Consider the following 17,691-nt stretch of genomic DNA (forward strand, 5'->3'; position numbering starts at 1 on the left):
TCCTTATGTCGACCACCCAGTCTCTCGATCTTCGACGCGTTCAACTGATCCGCAAGGCGGTCCTGCTGATCGCCATCCTGGCGGTGATCGCGCTCGCGGCGATCAGCCAGTCGCTCGGCGGCGAGACGGAACTCCACGAAGGCCTTGAAACCTTCGGCATCGCCGCGATCGTCGTCTGCATCGTCGGCCGCGCCTGGTGTTCCCTTTACATCGGCGGCCGCAAGAAGGCCGAGATCGTCGATCGCGGCCCCTACTCCGTCAGCCGCAATCCCCTCTATGTCTTCAGCTTCATCGGCGCCTTCGGCATGGGAGCGCAGACCGGCAGCGTGACGATCGCCGCCCTGTTCGTCCTCATCGCCGTGGTGGTGTTCGCCGCGACGGTGAAGCGAGAAGAGGCCTGGCTGTCGGAGGCGTTCGGGCCGACCTATGCCGCCTATGTCGCGCGCACGCCGCGCTTCTGGCCCGACTTCACCAAATGGCGCGACCGGGAGGTGATCGAGGTTCGCCCCCGGTTTTTCCTGACGACCCTCTGGGACGGTCTGGTCATGCTGATCGCCTTTCCGCTGTTCGAAGGCGTCGAGCATTTCCAGCACATCGGCTGGATCAGGGTCATGTTGAACTTGCCCTGAGAAGCCCTGTAGGTTGAGGACGACCGCGCGCGGCACGGGCGGAGAGGGAAGGAGTGATCCCTTGGCGATGCATCCCGACACAATCCAGTTCACGGTCATCCGCGGCGACGGCGACTGGCGCGTTTTTCGTGACGGCCGGAATTCCGGGCATTTCGATTTCAGCATCGACGCGATCGAGTCCGCGCTCGTGAAAGCGGCGACGCTGATCGACAAGGGAGAGCGGGTCGAAGTCTTCGTCCAGGACGCGGCCGGTCAGCTGCGTCAGGTCGATCCGGTCGGCGGTGAAGTGCTGCACTGAAGGCTACCGCCAATCGACGATCCCTTCGTGGGCTTTTAGCCAGCCCAATCGAGATCAAAGTCAGGCGTGAGCGCGAGCAGTCCTGTCTCGATCTGGTTCCACGTCAGGCGAAGCGCCTTGAGATCGTCGGGCGTGAACAGGTGCGCGTGGTGCGATGCAGCCCGCAATTTTCCGGCCTGTTTCAGAAGATCGAACACCGCTTCTGGGTCGTCGAAGCCGGCCTCAAAGATCGCCTGGAAATGCTCCGGATGGCTCATGATCCGGGCGTAGTGGGTGTAGTCGGCGTGGTCGAGAACCTCGCCTCCCCGGTTCTGCCACTTCCCGAGCAAATCCTTGCACTCACACAGCGGCAGACGCTCATTCGGCCAATCCTCGCCGTAGGTCTCGGCCATCACCGCATCGAGAATTTCGCGCAGAGTCAGTTCGTAGCGGTGAACGAGCGTCTTGGCGCGCTTCACATGCGGCGGGGCGGAGTTGGCCTGGAGGCGCGCCTTCAGGCGACGCCGCTTCTCGGCCATGGTCAGAAGACGCCGCCGCGGCCAATGCGACAGCCGCAGGCCGGCGGCGTCAAGGAAATGGCGATAGCAGGACAGGTTGGCGAACTGCGGCATGTCCGTGATCGAGAAGACGCCGACGGCCTCTCGCACACCGCGGGTCAGCCGCTCGCTCTCGGCGAACATGTCTGCCATCGCCGACGCCCGCGCGAAGGCCTCGATCTGGGCCGGCCGCGTGATCGCCAAGGCGCTGGCGCCAAGACCGCCGTCCGACAGCCGAAGGATGCGATCAACAAAACTGTCCGTCGGCGTCCGGAAGCGCTCAAGGACATCGGGCAAGGCGAACCCCGCCGACAGTTGAGCGATCCTCTCGGCCTGTTCGATCAGGCCGTTCGGAAACGCGGCGCGATAAACGCGGTCCGCGTCCGCTTGGGCCTTCATGATGGCGCCGACACCCTGCATCCGCTCCAGAAGCGGATTCCGACCCATCGCCGCGTAGGCGAGCGGGGTGTCCAGCTTCATGCGGTCGGCCAGACCAAGCACTCCGCTCGCGCGCAACATATCGTCCCGTCGCCGGATGTCCTCGAAGGGATCGGCCAGACGCCTCGCCGCGTCCAACGTCGCGGCGAGGTTAGGTGGGATCAGATCACGCGGAAGGGTCATGGTTCGCCGCCTCGCGCAGTTGCGCCAGCCGTTCTTCGCAAACCGTGACAGCCAGTTTGCGCAGCACCTCGACCCGCTGGGTCAGCCAGGCCAGTTCCTCGGCGCTGATTTTGTAGTGCTTGGAGTAGCGCGCCTTCACATAGGCTTCGCGCAATAGCTCGAAACAGCGGCGCTCGAACTTGGTCTCGCGCGGCCACGCCTCGGCCAGCCGGGCGTCTATGGCCTCGCACTTCTTGCGCAGGAAGGCGAGGTTGTGGGCCTTGCCGCTGTAGAGCGTCACCACCAGCAGTACCGAGTGGTAGAGGTGTTCGGCGGTTTGATGGAGCATGAAAGCAGCCCAATTGGGCTGGTTCGTCTCAATGGAAAGCCGCGCGATGTCTTGGGCACCGGTGGCGCTGGACATCCACTTTTCGAAGTGCTGCTCGGCTTCTTCAAGAGCAACCTTCGCCTTCAAGTCCGCGGGCTTGTGCAGCTTCGCGCCCGGAGTATCGAAGAGGACGATCCCCTCGCGCACGATGTCCGCCCAGAAGTAGCGCCCGCGATCCAGCTGTTCGTTCACGTCGTCGAGGCTGTGAACGATCAGGCTGACCGGCGTGCGGATCAGGGTCTCGCCGGGCATCAGCCTGTTCTCGGCGTCATGCCAGAATTCGCCGTCTGCCAGGTCTTCATGATCGACGACGATCAGCAGATCAAAGTCGGAGAAGTAGCGCCCGACCGGATCATGGACCCAGTCGCCGCGCGCATACGATCCGTATAAGATGACCTTGAGGATCTTGCCGTTCTTCAGCCGCTCGGCCCGGCGGGTGGAGATGGCCTCGGCGAACGACTCCTGGATCACCTCGACCACCCGGCGCAGTTCCACCTGCTTGCGCGGCGGCAGATGATCGATCGAAGTCTTCATCGGGCGAGTCTCGCCCAAGGCGTGCATCGGGGCAAGGCGCGAAGCCTCAGTTTGCGACCGCCCCTCGAACTCCGATTGGATTCCAGGGCCGCTGTCGCAGACGCGCCAGAAGCGGAAGTTGAACTCGCGCCAGGAAGGCGACATCCCATGTGCAACTGACCAAGATAAATCTGCGTGGTCAGGCGAAGCCGATGGAGACTCAGGCTGCGTCAATCGTCATTGGTCGGCGACCTCAAACCCGTCTCCGGGCGTCATCGGCCGGTGCAGCTTAATCCCGACTTTGTCCAGATAGGGCTCGTAGACGTCGTAACGCTGCTTGAGGAAATAGTCGCGCGCGTAGCCGTCATGGACCGGCACGACAGATTTCGGCTTCATCCGCTTGGCGAAGGCATGGGCGGTGAGCTCGGTCAGAAAGGGCGCCATCACCGGAAGGGCCAGCACCTCCACGCCGACGAATCGATCCAGACGGCTGTCGAAACTGTCGCCCGGGTTGAGGAAAACGTCGTTGACAAGGAAGGCGGTCAGTTGCGTGCTCTCGTCCGACAGGATGGGCTCATGCGCGACCGCCTGAGCCTGCAGTCGGAACGCGCCGAAGATCCGTTCACCCTCTTCGAAGACCGTGACCGACAGGCCCTTCTCGCTGAGCTTGTTGGCGACCTCGCCGTTGCCGACGAGCGTTGCGCCACTCGCATGCACGATCCTGCCCAACGCATCAGGGTCGATGTGATCCGGATGGCCGTGCGTCAGGACGATCGTCGAGACGTCCGAAAAGACAGCGGGATCGACCCGTCCGTCGACGAACGAGAACTTGCCCGGATCGAAGAGCAGTCGCTCCTGGCCGATCGTCAGGCGCAGGCAGCTATGCACGAACTTGTCGATACGCATGGCGGCCGGTCCTATTCCGACTGTCTCTGGACGACCGGGCCGATCGCCTCGGGCGTTCCCGAGGCGATGACCAGCCAACGGCGGGGTGCGCCGGCGTCGGCGGCGACCACCTGACGGATCGGGCCCACGGCATTGACGACCGCGGACCCGGCCGGATTGGTCATAAACTTCGCCAGAGGCTGCAGCGTCCCCGATCCGTCCGCCGTCTCGGCGAAGGCGAGGACATAGGGCTTGCCGGGTTCGAGGCCTGCGGCGGCGATCTGCAGCATCTGCACCTGCCCCTGCTCGAACAGGGTCGCCTGCGACCGGGCGTCGTCCTCGCCTGTCAGAACGAGTTGATGCGAGGCGCGAGCGGTGCCCAGGGGCATGAGGTTGGCCCTGCCGTCACCCTCGGTGACCGCACGCGGCACATAGGTGACGCCCTGCGGTCCCTGACCTACCGGCACGGTGGCGATCACGCGATTGGCCAGGGTGTCGATGACCGCCACGCCGTCGCCATTCTCCAGTCCGACGTAGATCCGCGAGCCGTCGCCGGAGGGCCACAGACCGTGCGGCAGGGACCCCACCGCGATCGCGGTCACGGGGTCGAAGGTGTCGGTGCGGAAAACCTTGACAACGTTCTCGGTCCCCACCGTGACATAGGCGAACTGACCATCCCGATTTCGCACGATGTTGACGTGATTGGTCAGCGGGCCGGTGTCGAGCGTCTGAAGCACGGCGAACGGCGGACGGGCGTCGAACACCATCGTCTTGCCCACGTCCTTCAGCGTCATCCAGACCTGGTTCCCATCGGGCGTGGCGGCGATGTCTGGGCAGAACGGACTGGCCTGGGCCACCCGACCGACGATCTGACGGGTCGCGGTCTCGACCACGACTGTCTCGGGGCTGAAGCTGGAGCAGATGTAGGCGTAACGGCCGTCCGGCGAGAAGATGGTCATGCCTGGCCCGTTGGGCGTCTCGACCCGGGCGGTTTCCTGATAGGTCGCGGCGTCCAGCACCGAAATATAGGCCTCGCCCCGCACCGTGACCCAGACCTCTTTGCCGTCAGGCGTGAAGAAGGCCTCGTGCGGAGAGCGTCCGACATAGGTGGTGTGTTTGACGACGTTGGTGGCCGTGTCGATGAAGCTGACCGAGTTCGACCCGATCGAGACCACGGCGATCGTCTTGCCGTCCGGCGCCGCGCCGATGCCGTGGACCAGCAGCTGACCCCTGTAGAGCGGGCTGAGGTTGGCCGGGGTCGGCTCGCCGAGGGAGATCACGCCCAGAAGGCTGTTGGTCGAGGGATCGACCACCGAGACGGTGTTGGAGAACTGGTCGGCCGAATAGAACCGATCCTGGCCGCTGATCGGGATGGCGGGCGCCGCCGCCGCGCCGGGAACCTGATCGGCCAAGACCGGGGATGCCATCAGGGCAAGCGCCAGGACGAAGGGCGTCTTCGAAACGAAAGTCATGGGTCAGTGTCCGGTATGAGGTGCGGCGGGCGCGTTGGACGTCGGGCGGGTGGCCGAGCGGTCGAGGAAGGCTTGCATCAAGGCGATCTCCTGGGTCTGTTCGACGATGATCCCCTGGGCCAGACGGCGCATCGGCTCGTCCTTGCCGTAGGCGAGTTCGATCCGCGCCATGTCGACCGCGCCCTGATGGTGAGGGATCATCATGGCGGCGAAGTCGCGGTCAGGATCGCCGGTCGGCGCGATCGTCATGGCGGTGTGCATGCGCGACATGGCCTCGGCCATTTCCGTATCGAAGGGGGAGCGTGGCGTCTGGGCGAAGGCCATAAGTCCTGCGCCAAAGAGGGCGGCGACAGCCAACAGGCCGGTCAGTTTCAAGGAGGAGGTCATCATCGGGACTTTCGGTTCATCGCCATCCTGACGGTTGGACAATCGACCATCCAACGGAGATTGTTGCTGAGAACGTTCGCGACCGCCGAACGATCCATCTGTTTTTCCGGCGCGAGCGGGCTAGGTTGCGCCCATGACCCTGGATCAACTCCGCATCTTCGTCGCCGTCGCCGAGCGTGAGCACGTCACACGTGCTGCCGAGGCCCTGAACCTGACCCAGTCTGCCGTCAGTTCTGCGGTCACCACGCTGGAGGCACGTCACGGTGTTGCGCTGTTCGATCGTGTGGGGCGAAGCATCGTGCTGAATGCGGCTGGACAGGTGTTCCTGATCGAGGCCCGCGCCGTCCTGGCTCGCGCGGCGGCGGCACAGGAGGCACTCAATGACCTCGGTGACCTGAAGCGCGGCAGGTTGTCGATCCAAGCCAGCCAGACGATCGCAGGATGGTGGCTACCGTCTCGTCTGGCGGCGTTTCATGCCTGCCACGCTGGCATCCAGATCGATGTCACCATCGGCAACACCCGAGACGTGGCCCGAGCTGTGATCGAGGGCGAGGCCGAAGTGGGTCTGGTCGAGGGCGAATTGGACGAGCCCGTCCTCAGCCGCACGGTGCTGGATCACGACGAATTGGTGCTGGTCGTCGCTGCAGGACATCCGCAGGCCCAGGACGGGGCGGCCCGACCGGACCTGAAGGCCATGACCTGGGTCTTGCGCGAGCCCGGCTCCGGCACGCGCTCAGCCTTCGAGGCCGCGCTGGCGGCACACAGTCTGAGCGTCAACGATCTGGATGTGGCGATGAGCCTGCCGGGCAATGAGGCGGTGGCGGGTGCGGTCGAGGCGGGGGCTGGGGCCGCCGTCGTCTCGCGAAACGTCGTCGCCGCGCGTCTGAAGGCCGGTATCCTTACGACCCTGCCATTCGACCTTCCGGCCCGACCGTTCTGGCTGCTGCGTCACAAACAGCGATATCGGTCAAAGGCTGGGGACGCATTTGTCAGCCTGCTTGCGTCAAGGTCTCCGATGGCTTGACGGAAAAACCATCAACGAAGACGGACATCTGCTCGGATGATCGGTTCAACCGAATGATCAGTTCGATACATCGCATTGGACCTTCTGGGCGTCGATCCTTGAAGATGAGCAACGATCCAGCCCGGATTGATCTTTCAAGGATATCGCGATGCGACTTCATGCTCTTTCGGCCTTCGTCCTGACGTCAGCCGTGCTGATGACGGGGGCTCCCGCCTTCGCCCAGTCCCACGAGGCTCTGGCCCGAACCCGGATCGCAGCGATCGCCGCAGGGTCGGTCAATACGGTTCTGTCGGCCTATGCACCAGACGCCGACTTGCAGTGGGTTGGCGGACCGCTAGACGGGCATTATGACGACCCGGTCGAACTGCGCGACGTCTGGTCACGATTCGCCGGCCTGGGTCCGCTCAGCGCCAACATCGCCGCCATGACGATCGCCGAAAACCCGGCCGGCGCGACCGTCACCGTCGATGTGACCTTCGAGGGCAAGCAAGCGATCCCGGTCCGCTATGTCCTCTTGTATCGGGCGGGTCTGCTGGTTGATGAAATCTGGCAGGTCAATCCGCCTCATGCCCACTGATAGGCAATATGGTCGCGGCGGCCCAGGTTCTCTTTCGGATCTGGCCGTCGGAGTCAGTCGCGCCCGGCCTGCTTCTGACATCCGTTCGCCGCTGTTCAGGGAGGGAGTTGCATTGGTCCGCGCGGTCAAAACCGCGTATGCAGCAACGCCGTTTCAATCCTCTGAACGATGGGGAAAGGACGGAGGCTCTGATCCTTTTGGAGAAGCCTGGACCTGGACCCGTTCAGGTCCCTTCGGGCTCGCCGGAAAATCCGAACCGCACGGCGCGTGATCTCCGACAGCCGTGCATTGGGCGGAGATCAACACCAGGAGACTGGCACCCCGGAACTGCGATCCTCGGGACAACCCGCTTGCCAATAGAGCTGAAACATCGCCTGATGTGTGCGACGGTTAAGGATATCGACATGGCTTCAGCCAACGACCCCATATCTCACGCCGTTGGACGCCGCTTCGTTATTGGAGGGGGTGTGGCGGCAGCCGCCTGGTCGGCCCCCGCCTGGGGGCAACAGGCGGTGGACCTGGCTCTACCGGGTGGACCCTCGTCGCGCCCACTGACCTCCAGCTTTCCGGGCAAGGGATCGATGATCCTGCAACGCAGCCGACCGCCGCTGCTTGAGACGCCGATGTCGGTGTTCGACCAGAGCGTCTTCACACCCAACGACCAGTTCTTCGTGCGCTGGCACTGGGCCGATATCCCGACCTCGGTCGATGCCACGACCTTCCGGATCAATGTGCACGGCCATGTGGTGCGCCCGTTGTCGGTGTCGCTGACCGAGCTTCTGGCCATGCCGCGCGTGCAGATGGCAGCGGTGAACCAGTGTTCCGGAAACTCGCGCGGCCTGTTCCAGCCCCGCGTGCCGGGCGCGCAATGGGCGCATGGGGCGATGGGCAATGCCATGTGGATGGGCGTCAGTCTGAGGCACCTTCTGGATGTCGCAGGGGTCAGACCCGGAGCCCTGGCCGTCCGCTTCGGCGCGCTGGACCAGCCCGTCGTGGCGGGTGCGCCGGACTTCTCAAAGTCGCTGGCCCTGGATCATGCGCGCGACGGCGAGGTGATGGTGGCCTTCGCCATGAACGGCGAACAACTGCCTCTGCTGAATGGATTTCCCGTCAGGTTGATCGTGCCGGGCTGGTTCTCGACCTACTGGGTCAAGATGTTGAACGATATCGAGGTGCTGGACAAACCCGACGACGGGTACTGGATGGCAAAGGCCTACAAGATTCCCGACACCCCGATGGCCAATGTCTCCCCGACCGACAAGGACTATCCCACCGTGCCGATCAACCGGATGGTCCCTCGGTCGTGGATCACGAGCATCGCGGGCGATCACCCCGTGGCCTGGCAGCCCACCCTGCCGATCGGCGGCATCGCCATGGGCGGGGACACCGGAGTGTCGAGGGTGGACCTGTCGTCCGACGGCGGGCGAACCTGGCGACCCGCGCAGCTGGGACCGGACCAGGGCCCCTACAGTTTTCGACGCTTCGACGGGGTGGTGCCGATCCGTGGCCGAGGGGCCATTCCCCTAATGACGCGCTGCACCAGCACTGCGGGCGTCGTTCAGCCGATGACGCCGAACTGGAATCCGGGCGGCTTCATGCGTGGATGTGTCGAGACCACCACGGTGACTTTCGGATGAGCAAGTCCAGAACACCGTTGTCGACCGGGATGTCGATCCTGCTGGCCGGCGGGCTTACGAGCGTGATCCTGATCGGAGCCATCGCGGGCGGCAATGAGCCCCGGGGACGGAAGATGGTCGTACCTCCTGTGGTCCCTGCGGCCCCGGTCGCGCCGCCGCCGTCGTTCGTGTCGGCAAGCGGCTTCACCCTGACCTCGGCCAGTATCGAACTGCCGGACGAGGCCTCGTCATTCCCCGACGGCCCTGGCGCCGATGTCGTCAATGCCAACTGCACATCCTGTCATTCGGCTAGCATGGCCCTGACCCAGCCCCGGCTGACTGAGGCCCAGTGGCATTCTACCGTCGTCAAGATGCGGGAAACCTATGGCGCCCCGATCGCGGTCGGCGACATCGACGCCATCGTCGATTATCTCAGGGCCATGCCGAGCCAGGCGACACCTGCGGGCGCTGCTGCGGGACTGGCTGTGAACGAGGGCGACGGCGCGACGGGCTGATCAGCATTTCATTCGCCTCAATCGATTAAATAGTTCGCATCATTGCGTTGGATGGAACGAATCCTTGCGATCAATATCGGCGTCGAGGAGCGCGCCGACTGTCGGCCTCCACTCCATTAAAGGAGACCGATCATGACCCCCGCCTGCACGTTCGATACACCGGCACGCATCGTCCAGCCACAACCCCGTCGAGCCGTTCGTGACCTGCGGGTGCCGGTAAAACCTCTACCACCCACTATGGTGACCGCCGTCGAATCCGAGACGGCCCACATCCCCGATGTCGGCGACGGCAAGACGCTTCACCGCATCCAGCTTGATGTCGGTCAGACCGGTATCCACCCGATCATTATCAAGGCCGTCGCCGGCCTTTATGCCAGCATGGTCCTGGTGTTCTGGATCACTTTCGGGCGGGGTGAGGCCACCCTCGCACTCGGCTTTATCAGCCTGCTCGGTGCGATGTATTTCGGCCTGCTGACCGGTGGCACCCTGGTGTCGGATACGCCAGACGCGGGTAATGGTGTACGCAGCTTCAGCCAGTTCCTGAATGGTCGCGTCGTGACCTACACCGGCTGGATCACGGGACGCGAGGCCACACTTCAAATCCTTACCCTGTCGGCTCTTCTGGTCGTGACGGCCGTCGTGCTGGGCGTGATCTGTCGCCTCAACGCCCATTAGTTTCATTCCAGCATTGTTCAGGACACTTCAGATGGCGCATGACCTTCACCTTCGCGACGTCGCCTTCGGCCTGCGGCCTCTGGCCAAACTCCAGCGGCCCAGCGAGGTCGTTCGCCAGTTCACCCCGAACTGGTTCGCCGCCACCATGGGCACAGGCATCCTGGCCATCGCCCTGAACCAGATTCCGATCGACATCCCTGGCGTGAAGCTGGTCGCCGAAGGTCTGTGGGTTTTCAACATCGGCCTCTTCGCCCTGTTCACCGTCCTCTACGCCGCGCGGTGGATCTTCTTCTTCGACGGCGCGCGCCGCATCTTCGGCCATTCGGTCGTCTCGATGTTCTTCGGCTGCATACCGATGGGACTGGCGACGATCATCAACGGCCTGATGGCCTTCGGCCTGGCGCGGTGGGGCGACGGCATCGTCCCTCTCGCCGAGACACTGTGGTGGATCGACGTGGCGATGGCGGTCGCCTGCGGCGTCGGCATCCCCTTCATGATGTTCACACGCCAGGAGCATTCCATCGACCAGATGACGGCGGTCTGGCTGTTGCCCGTCGTGGCCGCGGAGGTCGCGGCCGTCACCGGCGGGCTGATCGCGCCCCACCTGACCGACCCGAACGCGGCCTTATCCGTGCTGGTGGTCAGCTACTCTCTTTGGGCGCTGTCGGTGCCTCTGGCGCTAAGCATCCTCGTCATCCTGGTTCTGCGCATGGCGATCCACAAACTGCCGCACGCCGGCATGGCGGCGTCCAGCTGGCTGTCGCTGGGTCCGATCGGGACCGGCGCTCTGGGGATGCTGGTGCTGGGTCAGGCCGCGCCGGCGATCTTCACCGCCTCCGGGCTGGGTCAATACGGTGACGCGGCAGGAGGCATCGGACTGATCGGCGGCCTTTTGCTGTGGGCCTATGGCCTTTGGTGGGCAGCCATGGCTGCATTGATCACTCTGCGTTACCTTCGTCAGGGCCTGCCCTTCAACCTCGGCTGGTGGGGCTACACCTTCCCGATCGGCGTCTTCTCGGTCGCGACCCTGAAGCTGGGGACCTTGCTGCCGATCCCAGCCTTCAACATCTTCGGCGTGGCCCTGATCGCCGGCCTTGCAATCCTCTGGCTCATCGTCGGCGCCCGCACGATCCGCGGCGCTTGGCGCGGAGACCTGTTCGTCGCCCCCTGCCTTACGGACGCGGCCAAGCGCGACATTCCCTGCGCGCGCTGAGTCGCTCGTCAGTTTCCTGCCCGGAGGCCTCATGAATCCCGATATCCTTCTTCCCACTCGTCGCTCGATCATCGCTGTGGGAGCCGGCGCCCTGATCACGGCATGCGCGCCCCAAGCGGCGGAAGCCGATGACATGGTTCTGGGCCGTCAGGACGCCCCGGTAACCCTGATCGAATACGCTTCGAGCACCTGCGGCCCCTGCGCCCGGTTCGCGATCGAGGTGCTGCCCGAACTGCGCCGTCGCTATATGGATACCGGCCAGGTCAAGCTGATCTATCGGGAGTTCATTACCGGCCCTGCGAATCTTTCCGCCGCCGGCGTTCTTCTGGCGCGCTGTGCGGGGTCTCAGCGGTATTTCGAGGTGATTGACGCCCTGATGCACGGCCAGTCTGAATGGACCGGTGGACAGAGCCCGCGGGCTCATCTGGTGCGGGTCGCGGGTCGTTTCGGGATCGACGAGGCCCGACTGAAAGCCTGCATCGCCGACCCTGACGCCATGGCCGCGTTGGAACGGCGTGTTCGCCGGGCGCAGGATGCGGGCGTCACCGGCACGCCGACTCTATTCGTTCAGGGCCGCCGGGTGGATGGCCCGCTGACTCTCGACAGCGTGGTCATCGCTATCGACACAGCTCTTTCCCAATCTTCCAAGCCCTGAGGTCCACAATGCCCAATACTCCCATCAAGGTCGCCGTGTCCGGTGCGGCCGGCCAGATCGCCTACGCCCTGCTGTTCCGTCTAGCGCAAGGCGACGTCTTCGGCCCCGAGACGCCGATCGACCTTCGCCTGCTCGATCTTCCCCAAGCTCTGTCGGCCCTCAAGGGCGTGACGATGGAGTTGGACGACTGCGCCTTCCCGCTCCTGACCACGATCCGGACGACGGACGATCCGAGGGTCGCGTTCGACGACATCGACGCCGCCTTCCTGGTTGGCTCGCGTCCCCGATCCAAGGGCATGGAGCGCCGTGACCTGCTGGCCGCCAATGCCGCCATCTTCAAGACCCAAGGCGCCGCGCTCGACGCCGTCGCCAAGCGGAGCGTGAAGGTCCTCGTGGTGGGCAATCCCGCCAACACGAACGCCTGGGTGGCGATCCAGTCCGCGCCGAACCTGCCCGAGGGCGCCATCACCTCCATGATCCGGCTGGATCACAATCGCGCCGCCGCGCAATTGGCGCGAAAGGCAGGCGTGTCGGTCGATGCGATCGATCACCTCGCGGTCTGGGGCAATCACTCGCCCACCATGTTCACCGATTGGAGCCACGCCTCGGTGAGCGGCGAACGACTGGCCGCGCGCATCGGCGATGACGGCTGGTATCGCGACACCCTGATCCCGGAGGTGGCGCGGCGCGGTACGGCGGTCCTGGAGGCCCGCGGCGCATCGTCCGCCGCTTCCGCCGCCAATGCTGCCGTCGATCACATGCGTGACTGGGTCCAGGGCTCGGACGGTCGCTGGGTGTCGATGGGCATCCCCGCCACAGGAGAATACGGTATTCCCGCAGGCTTGGTCTGCGGCGTACCGGCGGTCTGCCGCGATGGGCGCTATGCGCCTGTGAACAGTCTGGACCTCGACGCCTTCGCCCGCGCCGGTCTGGCGGCGTCGGTTCAGGAACTCATCGGCGAACGCGACGCTGCGCTTTCGATCGTCTCCACCTGAGGCGCGTCGATCGCGCGACAATCACCGAACAACCCCTACTCATTCAGCAAGGCGCCCCATGACGGCTTCCACACCCCGATCTTCCTTCGCCGACGATGCGGGCCACGGCGGCCTGCAACTCGTGGTCCGCGCCGGCCCTGCCAGCTTCGTCGTCGATGAGCCTGTCGAACTGGGTGGGCTGGATCTCGGGCCGACCCCGCATGAACTGGTGCAGGCCGCTCTAGCCTCCTGCACCGCCCAGACCCTGCGCCTCTACGCGAACCGCAATGGCTGGGCGATAGGCCCCTTGTCCGTCGAGGTTGTTCTGGTCCGACAGCCGGAAGCGACGCCCTCCGACCACTTCGTGCGGACCATCAGCCTGCCGGCAGACCTCCCACAGGAGCAGCGCGACCGACTTCTTGAAATCGCCGACCGATGCCCGATCCACCGCATGCTCGTTGGGGCCGTCTCGATTGAAACCGAGGTCGGTTGATCTTAGCGAATTGTGTCGCCCGCCGCCGCTAAGCAGACATTCCAAACCGCCGCTAAGAGTCAGGATCCGGCATTCAATCCATGAAAAAAGCCGCGCGCCCCCAAAGGGCGCGCGGCGAGTTTTTGATGACCGAGCGCTATTCAGCGGCGAACGAATAGGCGACGTCGTCACGCGGTTCGTCCGCGCCCTGATCCTCCGGCTCCGCCGCATCCGACACCGTTCGCAGCGGAACGGGCAGCCACCCCTTCCCTTCCACCAGCCGCTCGGCGGCCTCGGCCATGTCCGCCTTCTTGAAACCGGCGATCCGGCCCGCTTCCTCCGGATTCACGGCCTCGGTCACCGCCTCCAGCACCCGCGCCTTGGACACGCGAGTGAAGTAGCTGGCCGCCGTCGCCGTCCACGTCCCGGCCATGTCGAGCCCGACCGCCGTCGCCAGCGTCTCGGCCTGCGCCAAGGCGCCGGGTCGCCGGTCGTGCGGATCGCGCACGGCGTAGAGGCCGACCCCGGCGCAGCAGGCCATCAGGTCCAGCTGCTCCGAAGGCGGCAACGCGGCCACCACGCCCCAGAGGTCTTCCGGGCGCTCGGGCAGGCGCGCGCCCCACGCCTCGCACCGGTCGCTGACCCGGCGTCCGGCGGGGCCGTCGTCCACCCCCGGCGCCAGCCGCTCCAGCCCGGTCATCGTCAGCCGAAGCTGCAACGGCGTCCAGACGCCATAACCCGGATAGAAGACTTGCAAGGCGAGGGCGTGGACCACGGTCGCCAGCGCCGCATTCACATCGGCCTGCACCGCGTCGCGCAGCCCCATGGTCTTGTGAGCGGTCAGGTCGATCAGCAGACGATCCGACAAGGCCGACGGTGCCTCGTCCTCGGACGCGTCGGCCTCCGCTCCCGGCCGGTCGTCCGTCCCATCGTCCCCGGCCGCGTCCTCTTGCCACGGCGATGGCGGATCGGCGGGCACGTCTTCAACGCGGACCAGTCCGCGCTCGAACCGGGCGAGCCCGTCGTGACCCAGCGTCACCACGACCCCGGCCCGCGCCCTGGACTCGTCGGCGTAGGCGAAGTCCGGGCCGAAGGCCTGCAAGGCCTTGTCGATCTCCTCCAGCCGCGCATCCGCCTCGGGCGACAGACCATCAACGCCCGCTCCGGAGACGATCCCATCGTACTCCTCGGACAGGACCACGATCTCGGCGGCGTCCGCCTCCGACCGTTCGACCGCCGCCGGATAGACCCGCCCGAACGCCGACACGTCGGGATAGTCGAGGCTGGCCTCGGCCCATTTCCAGCCCTCGCGCTCGCGCGCCTCGTCCGCCAGCCCGGACAGCTTCTCGCCGACCAGCCGGTCCAGCAGAACCACGTCCTCCAGCCAGCCGCCGCCGTCCTCGGTGAACAGGTCCCGAAGCACCCCGCCGCCCGCCTCGGCGTAGGCCTCGACGCCGACGAAGCGGACGCGCCGGTCATCGACCCGGACCTTGGCCTCGGTCATGGCGCGCCGGATGGCGTAGGCCGGGGTGTGGGGGCCGATCTGCTCGAATACCTGCCGCTGCCGGTCCTGATCCTCGCTGACGCAGAAGGCCATCAACTGGTCGAGCGCCATCGCCCCTTCCCGATAGGCAGCCATCAGCTCCGGCGCCGCCGCCCCCAACCGAAGCCGTTGACGCACCACCTGAGCCGAAACCCCGAACCGGGCGCCGATCTCTTCCGGTCCATAGTCCTTCTCCACGGCAAGCCGCTGGAAGGCCTCGAACTGGTCGGCGGGGTGCATGGCCTCGCGGGTGATGTTCTCGTCGAGGCTGATCTCATGGGCGTCGTTCTCCGCGTCCACGATGACCCGTACCGGATGGGTGCGCTTGATCTGCTTGCGCTTGGCCAGCAGCCGCAGGCCCTGACGACGCCCCTCGCCGATGGTGACGAGGTAGTTCCCGGTAGGAATGCCCTCCCCGTCCCGCTCGATCTCGACCACGGGCGGCTGCAACACCCCCTTGGCCTTGATGGAGGCCGCGAAGGCCTCGATAGTCGCTGGCGCGTGCGGGGTCTTCCTCGCATTCTTCGGCGAGGCCTTGAGCCGGTTGAGCGGCACGGTGATCTCGTCGCCGTGCTGCGGCTCCGTCGCGACGGTTTGGATGGATTGAGCAGTCATGTCTGCCTCCTTTGGTCATGGGTTGCAGGCACGCGAACTGCGCGCCTGAAACCCTGCCCGTCGGCGAGACCGGGGTAGCAAGGGCCAGGGCGGACCGGCCGGAGGGGGATCGCCCGACCTGCACAAGCCTGTCGCCATGACATCGTTGACCATCATCGTCGGCGCGGAAGGCCGGGGAGACCGGCCGGTCCGGCGGCGAAGCCGCGGACCCTGTCCCGCGCGAGGGCGGAGCCCTTAGCGTTGCCACTGTTTACAAACAGGGCCCCAGCTTACTTTCGTCAGGTCAGTTGACAGAATCATATTTTTGCCCATTATGGCAGTCCTAGCTCGGAGCTCCGCATGACCCCTTGGGAACATCACACCGCCCTTACCCGGGATCGTCTGATCACGATCGGGAAGCTGATACAGCGCGGCCGGAACGACGCCCTTGATCGCTTTGACGCGAGCGTGGGCTGTACAGGATGGACCCTCGGCTGCGAGGCCTTTGCGTTCCAGAAGCATCAGATCGAGGCGGCGGCGCCCGATGTTGAGTGGCTCGAGATCCTGAACCCGACGATGCAGTTCGTGTTCAGCGTCGGCGGCGTGCCGATCCGCTTCTACCGTGGCGAGCCGGACGACCCGAACGCCCGGACCCTCAAGCAGACCTTTTCCGAACTTCAGCAACTCAGCCTGTTCGGGGCCGATGAACTGGTCAAGCTGACTTCCGAGCCGCTGTACCGCTTCGCGATCGAAACCGATCTCGACGGCGCGATCACCGCCGTGACCTTCGTGGTGCTGGCGGGCGATACGCCGGTCCTGACCTGGCAGGTTCCGCTGGACGAACCGGTCACCAAGGTGTCGCCGCTCTGGGTCGCCGGCAGCGACGGCGTCGATCTCCCCTCCCCCGCCGTCGGAATCGCGGCAAGGAAACAAAAGGACGGGACGACCGAATGATCGGACGACCTGTACGGATCTGGGTGGGGGACGGTCGCTAGACCGGCCAGTCATGGAAGCGAACGCGAAAATTGCGGGCGAGCAGCTAAGGCTCGCCCGGCTGGCCCATGGTTATTCGCTTGAGGAGGTCGGCGACCTCATCGGCGCGACCCGTCAGTTTATCCATCAACTCGAAACTGGCTCCAGGTCGCCGTCGGACGAGGTAGTGGACGCGCTGGCCGACGTGCTGGGCGTCACGCCGGCCTTTCTGGCTCAGCCGATCCCATCAACAGTTCGTCCGGAACAGTGCCATTTTCGTGGGCACATCACCCGGCCGGCCTCGATCACCAGCCAGGTGCTCGCCCGTGGCACGCTGCTCGACAAGTTCGTCGCGGCCGTCGAGGACCACCTTGATCTTCCACAGGTCACCTTCCCCGATCTGCCGGCGACGACAGCGGAAGAGATCGAAAACGCGGCCGAAGACGCACGTCGGCATTGGGGGCTGGGGACCACCGGCCCGATCACGAGCATGATGCGGGTCGTCGAAAACGCCGGCGCCATTGTCACCTATTTCGGCGACCTGTCTGATCGGGTGGACGCCTTCTCCATGGATCGCCGCAGGCCCATCATCGTGCGCAGTTCGCTCAAAGAGAGCCTGTGCCGGCAACGGTTCGACTTCGCCCACGAGTGCGGCCATCTGATCATGCATCGGGGCCTGCAAACGGGAGATCGGCTCACCGAAGATCAGGCTCACCGTTTCGCGAGCGCCTTCCTGTTCCCGCGCGGAGCCGTCCTTCGGGAATATCCTCGCGGACGATCAATCAATTGGCGCGCCCTTTTTGAGCTGAAGCTTAGATGGAAGATGTCCGTTCGCGCGCTTGTAAGGCGCGGTTACGACCTGGGCCTGTTGACCCCAGCTCAATACCGCACCGCCAATATTCACCTGGTCAAAACGGGTCAGGCCAAGGTCGAAACGTATGACGCAGACGGGACCTTGCCGATCGAAGAGCCGGAGTTGCTGCCGTCGGCGATCGCCGCGCTCAACGATGCCGTCGCCGGTGGCGCCGGGGCTATCGGCCGTGAGATCGGCCTGACTCCCGCCATGCTCGAGTTGATCACGGGCTCCAGTTTCCCGGAACCGGAGCCGTCGATGGATGACCCCAAGATCGTCCGCCTCAGACCCGTGTAGGGA

Annotated in this window: 19 protein-coding genes; 13 read left to right on the forward strand and 6 right to left on the reverse strand. The window is 65.1% G+C overall.

Features of this window, described 5'->3' with window-relative positions; all coding sequences use genetic code 11:
- Positions 1–5: 5 nt before the first annotated feature.
- Both ACW171_RS06020 and ACW171_RS06025 read left to right on the forward strand, forming a co-directional pair.
- Positions 6–629, forward strand: a complete 624-nt coding sequence (locus ACW171_RS06020; RefSeq protein WP_492096186.1) for a methyltransferase family protein — start codon at positions 6–8, stop codon at positions 627–629.
- A 61-nt stretch (positions 630–690) separates the two neighbouring features.
- Positions 691–927: a hypothetical protein gene (locus ACW171_RS06025; RefSeq protein ID WP_492096187.1), complete on the forward strand. Its 237-nt coding sequence runs from the start codon at positions 691–693 to the stop codon at positions 925–927.
- A gap of 35 nt (positions 928–962) precedes the next feature.
- On the opposite strand, the gene ACW171_RS06030 is transcribed toward ACW171_RS06025, so the two are convergent.
- From ACW171_RS06030 to copM, 5 genes are all read right to left on the reverse strand, one after another.
- Positions 963–2,084, reverse strand: coding sequence for a hypothetical protein (locus ACW171_RS06030; protein ID WP_492096188.1), 1,122 nt, complete (start codon positions 2,082–2,084; stop codon positions 963–965).
- Positions 2,068–2,985, reverse strand: coding sequence for a HEPN domain-containing protein (locus tag ACW171_RS06035; protein WP_492096189.1), 918 nt, complete (start codon positions 2,983–2,985; stop codon positions 2,068–2,070). The genes ACW171_RS06030 and ACW171_RS06035 overlap by 17 nt, the downstream gene beginning before the upstream one ends.
- 216 nt (positions 2,986–3,201) lie before the next feature.
- Positions 3,202–3,870 carry an MBL fold metallo-hydrolase gene (locus tag ACW171_RS06040; RefSeq protein ID WP_153921737.1) on the reverse strand — a complete coding sequence of 223 codons (669 nt, stop codon included), beginning with the start codon at positions 3,868–3,870 and terminating at the stop codon, positions 3,202–3,204.
- A gap of 11 nt (positions 3,871–3,881) precedes the next feature.
- Positions 3,882–5,321 carry a YncE family protein gene (locus tag ACW171_RS06045; RefSeq protein WP_153921745.1) on the reverse strand — a complete coding sequence of 480 codons (1,440 nt, stop codon included), beginning with the start codon at positions 5,319–5,321 and terminating at the stop codon, positions 3,882–3,884.
- A 3-nt stretch (positions 5,322–5,324) separates the two neighbouring features.
- Positions 5,325–5,708 (reverse strand): CopM family metallochaperone, encoded by a 384-nt coding sequence (gene copM, locus ACW171_RS06050; protein WP_228763506.1) that lies wholly within the window; start codon positions 5,706–5,708, stop codon positions 5,325–5,327.
- 133 nt (positions 5,709–5,841) lie between these two features.
- Here copM and ACW171_RS06055 point away from each other — a divergent pair, with 133 nt between their 5' ends.
- From ACW171_RS06055 to ACW171_RS06095, 9 genes are all read left to right on the forward strand, one after another.
- A complete protein-coding gene (locus ACW171_RS06055) occupies positions 5,842–6,732 on the forward strand; it encodes a LysR family transcriptional regulator (RefSeq protein ID WP_291756533.1) in 891 nt (296 codons plus the stop codon).
- A 148-nt stretch (positions 6,733–6,880) separates the two neighbouring features.
- Positions 6,881–7,309, forward strand: a complete 429-nt coding sequence (locus ACW171_RS06060; RefSeq protein WP_183197711.1) for a nuclear transport factor 2 family protein — start codon at positions 6,881–6,883, stop codon at positions 7,307–7,309.
- Positions 7,310–7,776: 467 nt separating this feature from the next.
- Positions 7,777–8,946 (forward strand): molybdopterin-dependent oxidoreductase, encoded by a 1,170-nt coding sequence (locus ACW171_RS06065; protein ID WP_221205267.1) that lies wholly within the window; start codon positions 7,777–7,779, stop codon positions 8,944–8,946.
- Entirely contained in the window at positions 8,943–9,440 is a 498-nt protein-coding gene (locus ACW171_RS06070) for a c-type cytochrome (RefSeq protein WP_291756537.1), read from the forward strand. Before ACW171_RS06065 ends, ACW171_RS06070 begins: the two co-directional genes overlap by 4 nt.
- Positions 9,441–9,572: 132 nt before the next feature.
- Positions 9,573–10,115 (forward strand): hypothetical protein, encoded by a 543-nt coding sequence (locus ACW171_RS06075; RefSeq protein WP_291756539.1) that lies wholly within the window; start codon positions 9,573–9,575, stop codon positions 10,113–10,115.
- Between the two features lie 31 nt (positions 10,116–10,146).
- A complete protein-coding gene (locus ACW171_RS06080; RefSeq protein ID WP_183197705.1) occupies positions 10,147–11,328 on the forward strand; it encodes a TDT family transporter in 1,182 nt (393 codons plus the stop codon).
- A 31-nt stretch (positions 11,329–11,359) separates the two neighbouring features.
- The gene (locus ACW171_RS06085; protein ID WP_291757088.1) at positions 11,360–11,983 is read left to right on the forward strand and encodes a DsbA family protein; all 624 of its coding nucleotides are present in this window, start codon (positions 11,360–11,362) and stop codon (positions 11,981–11,983) included.
- Between the two features lie 8 nt (positions 11,984–11,991).
- Positions 11,992–12,978: a malate dehydrogenase gene (locus ACW171_RS06090; protein ID WP_183197703.1), complete on the forward strand. Its 987-nt coding sequence runs from the start codon at positions 11,992–11,994 to the stop codon at positions 12,976–12,978.
- Positions 12,979–13,036: 58 nt separating this feature from the next.
- Complete coding sequence (locus tag ACW171_RS06095) at positions 13,037–13,450, forward strand: OsmC family protein (protein WP_492096190.1); 414 nt, start codon at positions 13,037–13,039, stop codon at positions 13,448–13,450.
- Between the two features lie 136 nt (positions 13,451–13,586).
- Here the strand turns inward: ACW171_RS06095 and ACW171_RS06100 are convergent, their stop codons facing one another.
- Complete coding sequence (locus tag ACW171_RS06100) at positions 13,587–15,587, reverse strand: ParB/RepB/Spo0J family partition protein (RefSeq protein WP_492096191.1); 2,001 nt, start codon at positions 15,585–15,587, stop codon at positions 13,587–13,589.
- A gap of 339 nt (positions 15,588–15,926) precedes the next feature.
- Between ACW171_RS06100 and ACW171_RS06105 the strand changes: the two genes are divergently transcribed.
- Together ACW171_RS06105 and ACW171_RS06110 are read left to right on the forward strand one after the other, a co-directional pair.
- Positions 15,927–16,520: a hypothetical protein gene (locus ACW171_RS06105; protein WP_492096192.1), complete on the forward strand. Its 594-nt coding sequence runs from the start codon at positions 15,927–15,929 to the stop codon at positions 16,518–16,520.
- A gap of 52 nt (positions 16,521–16,572) precedes the next feature.
- On the forward strand, positions 16,573–17,688 hold the full coding sequence (locus ACW171_RS06110) for a helix-turn-helix domain-containing protein (protein WP_492096193.1): 1,116 nt from the start codon (positions 16,573–16,575) through the stop codon (positions 17,686–17,688).
- Positions 17,689–17,691 lie beyond the last annotated feature (3 nt).

Source organism: Brevundimonas sp. FV1ye28 (genome assembly GCF_058681135.1).

Excerpts from the sequence above, each read along its gene's own strand:
- ACW171_RS06020 (WP_492096186.1), top strand. The coding sequence starts at position 6 with ATGTCGACCACCCAGTCTCTCGATCTTCGACGCGTTCAACTGATCCGC.
- ACW171_RS06030 (WP_492096188.1), bottom strand. The coding sequence starts at position 2,084 with ATGACCCTTCCGCGTGATCTGATCCCACCTAACCTCGCCGCGACGTTG.
- ACW171_RS06035 (WP_492096189.1), bottom strand. The coding sequence starts at position 2,985 with ATGAAGACTTCGATCGATCATCTGCCGCCGCGCAAGCAGGTGGAACTG.
- ACW171_RS06040 (WP_153921737.1), bottom strand. The coding sequence starts at position 3,870 with ATGCGTATCGACAAGTTCGTGCATAGCTGCCTGCGCCTGACGATCGGC.
- ACW171_RS06045 (WP_153921745.1), bottom strand. The coding sequence starts at position 5,321 with ATGACTTTCGTTTCGAAGACGCCCTTCGTCCTGGCGCTTGCCCTGATG.
- copM (WP_228763506.1), bottom strand. The coding sequence starts at position 5,708 with ATGACCTCCTCCTTGAAACTGACCGGCCTGTTGGCTGTCGCCGCCCTC.
- ACW171_RS06055 (WP_291756533.1), top strand. The coding sequence starts at position 5,842 with ATGACCCTGGATCAACTCCGCATCTTCGTCGCCGTCGCCGAGCGTGAG.
- ACW171_RS06060 (WP_183197711.1), top strand. The coding sequence starts at position 6,881 with ATGCGACTTCATGCTCTTTCGGCCTTCGTCCTGACGTCAGCCGTGCTG.
- ACW171_RS06070 (WP_291756537.1), top strand. The coding sequence starts at position 8,943 with ATGAGCAAGTCCAGAACACCGTTGTCGACCGGGATGTCGATCCTGCTG.
- ACW171_RS06075 (WP_291756539.1), top strand. The coding sequence starts at position 9,573 with ATGACCCCCGCCTGCACGTTCGATACACCGGCACGCATCGTCCAGCCA.
- ACW171_RS06080 (WP_183197705.1), top strand. The coding sequence starts at position 10,147 with ATGGCGCATGACCTTCACCTTCGCGACGTCGCCTTCGGCCTGCGGCCT.
- ACW171_RS06085 (WP_291757088.1), top strand. The coding sequence starts at position 11,360 with ATGAATCCCGATATCCTTCTTCCCACTCGTCGCTCGATCATCGCTGTG.
- ACW171_RS06090 (WP_183197703.1), top strand. The coding sequence starts at position 11,992 with ATGCCCAATACTCCCATCAAGGTCGCCGTGTCCGGTGCGGCCGGCCAG.
- ACW171_RS06095 (WP_492096190.1), top strand. The coding sequence starts at position 13,037 with ATGACGGCTTCCACACCCCGATCTTCCTTCGCCGACGATGCGGGCCAC.
- ACW171_RS06100 (WP_492096191.1), bottom strand. The coding sequence starts at position 15,587 with ATGACTGCTCAATCCATCCAAACCGTCGCGACGGAGCCGCAGCACGGC.
- ACW171_RS06105 (WP_492096192.1), top strand. The coding sequence starts at position 15,927 with ATGACCCCTTGGGAACATCACACCGCCCTTACCCGGGATCGTCTGATC.
- ACW171_RS06110 (WP_492096193.1), top strand. The coding sequence starts at position 16,573 with ATGGAAGCGAACGCGAAAATTGCGGGCGAGCAGCTAAGGCTCGCCCGG.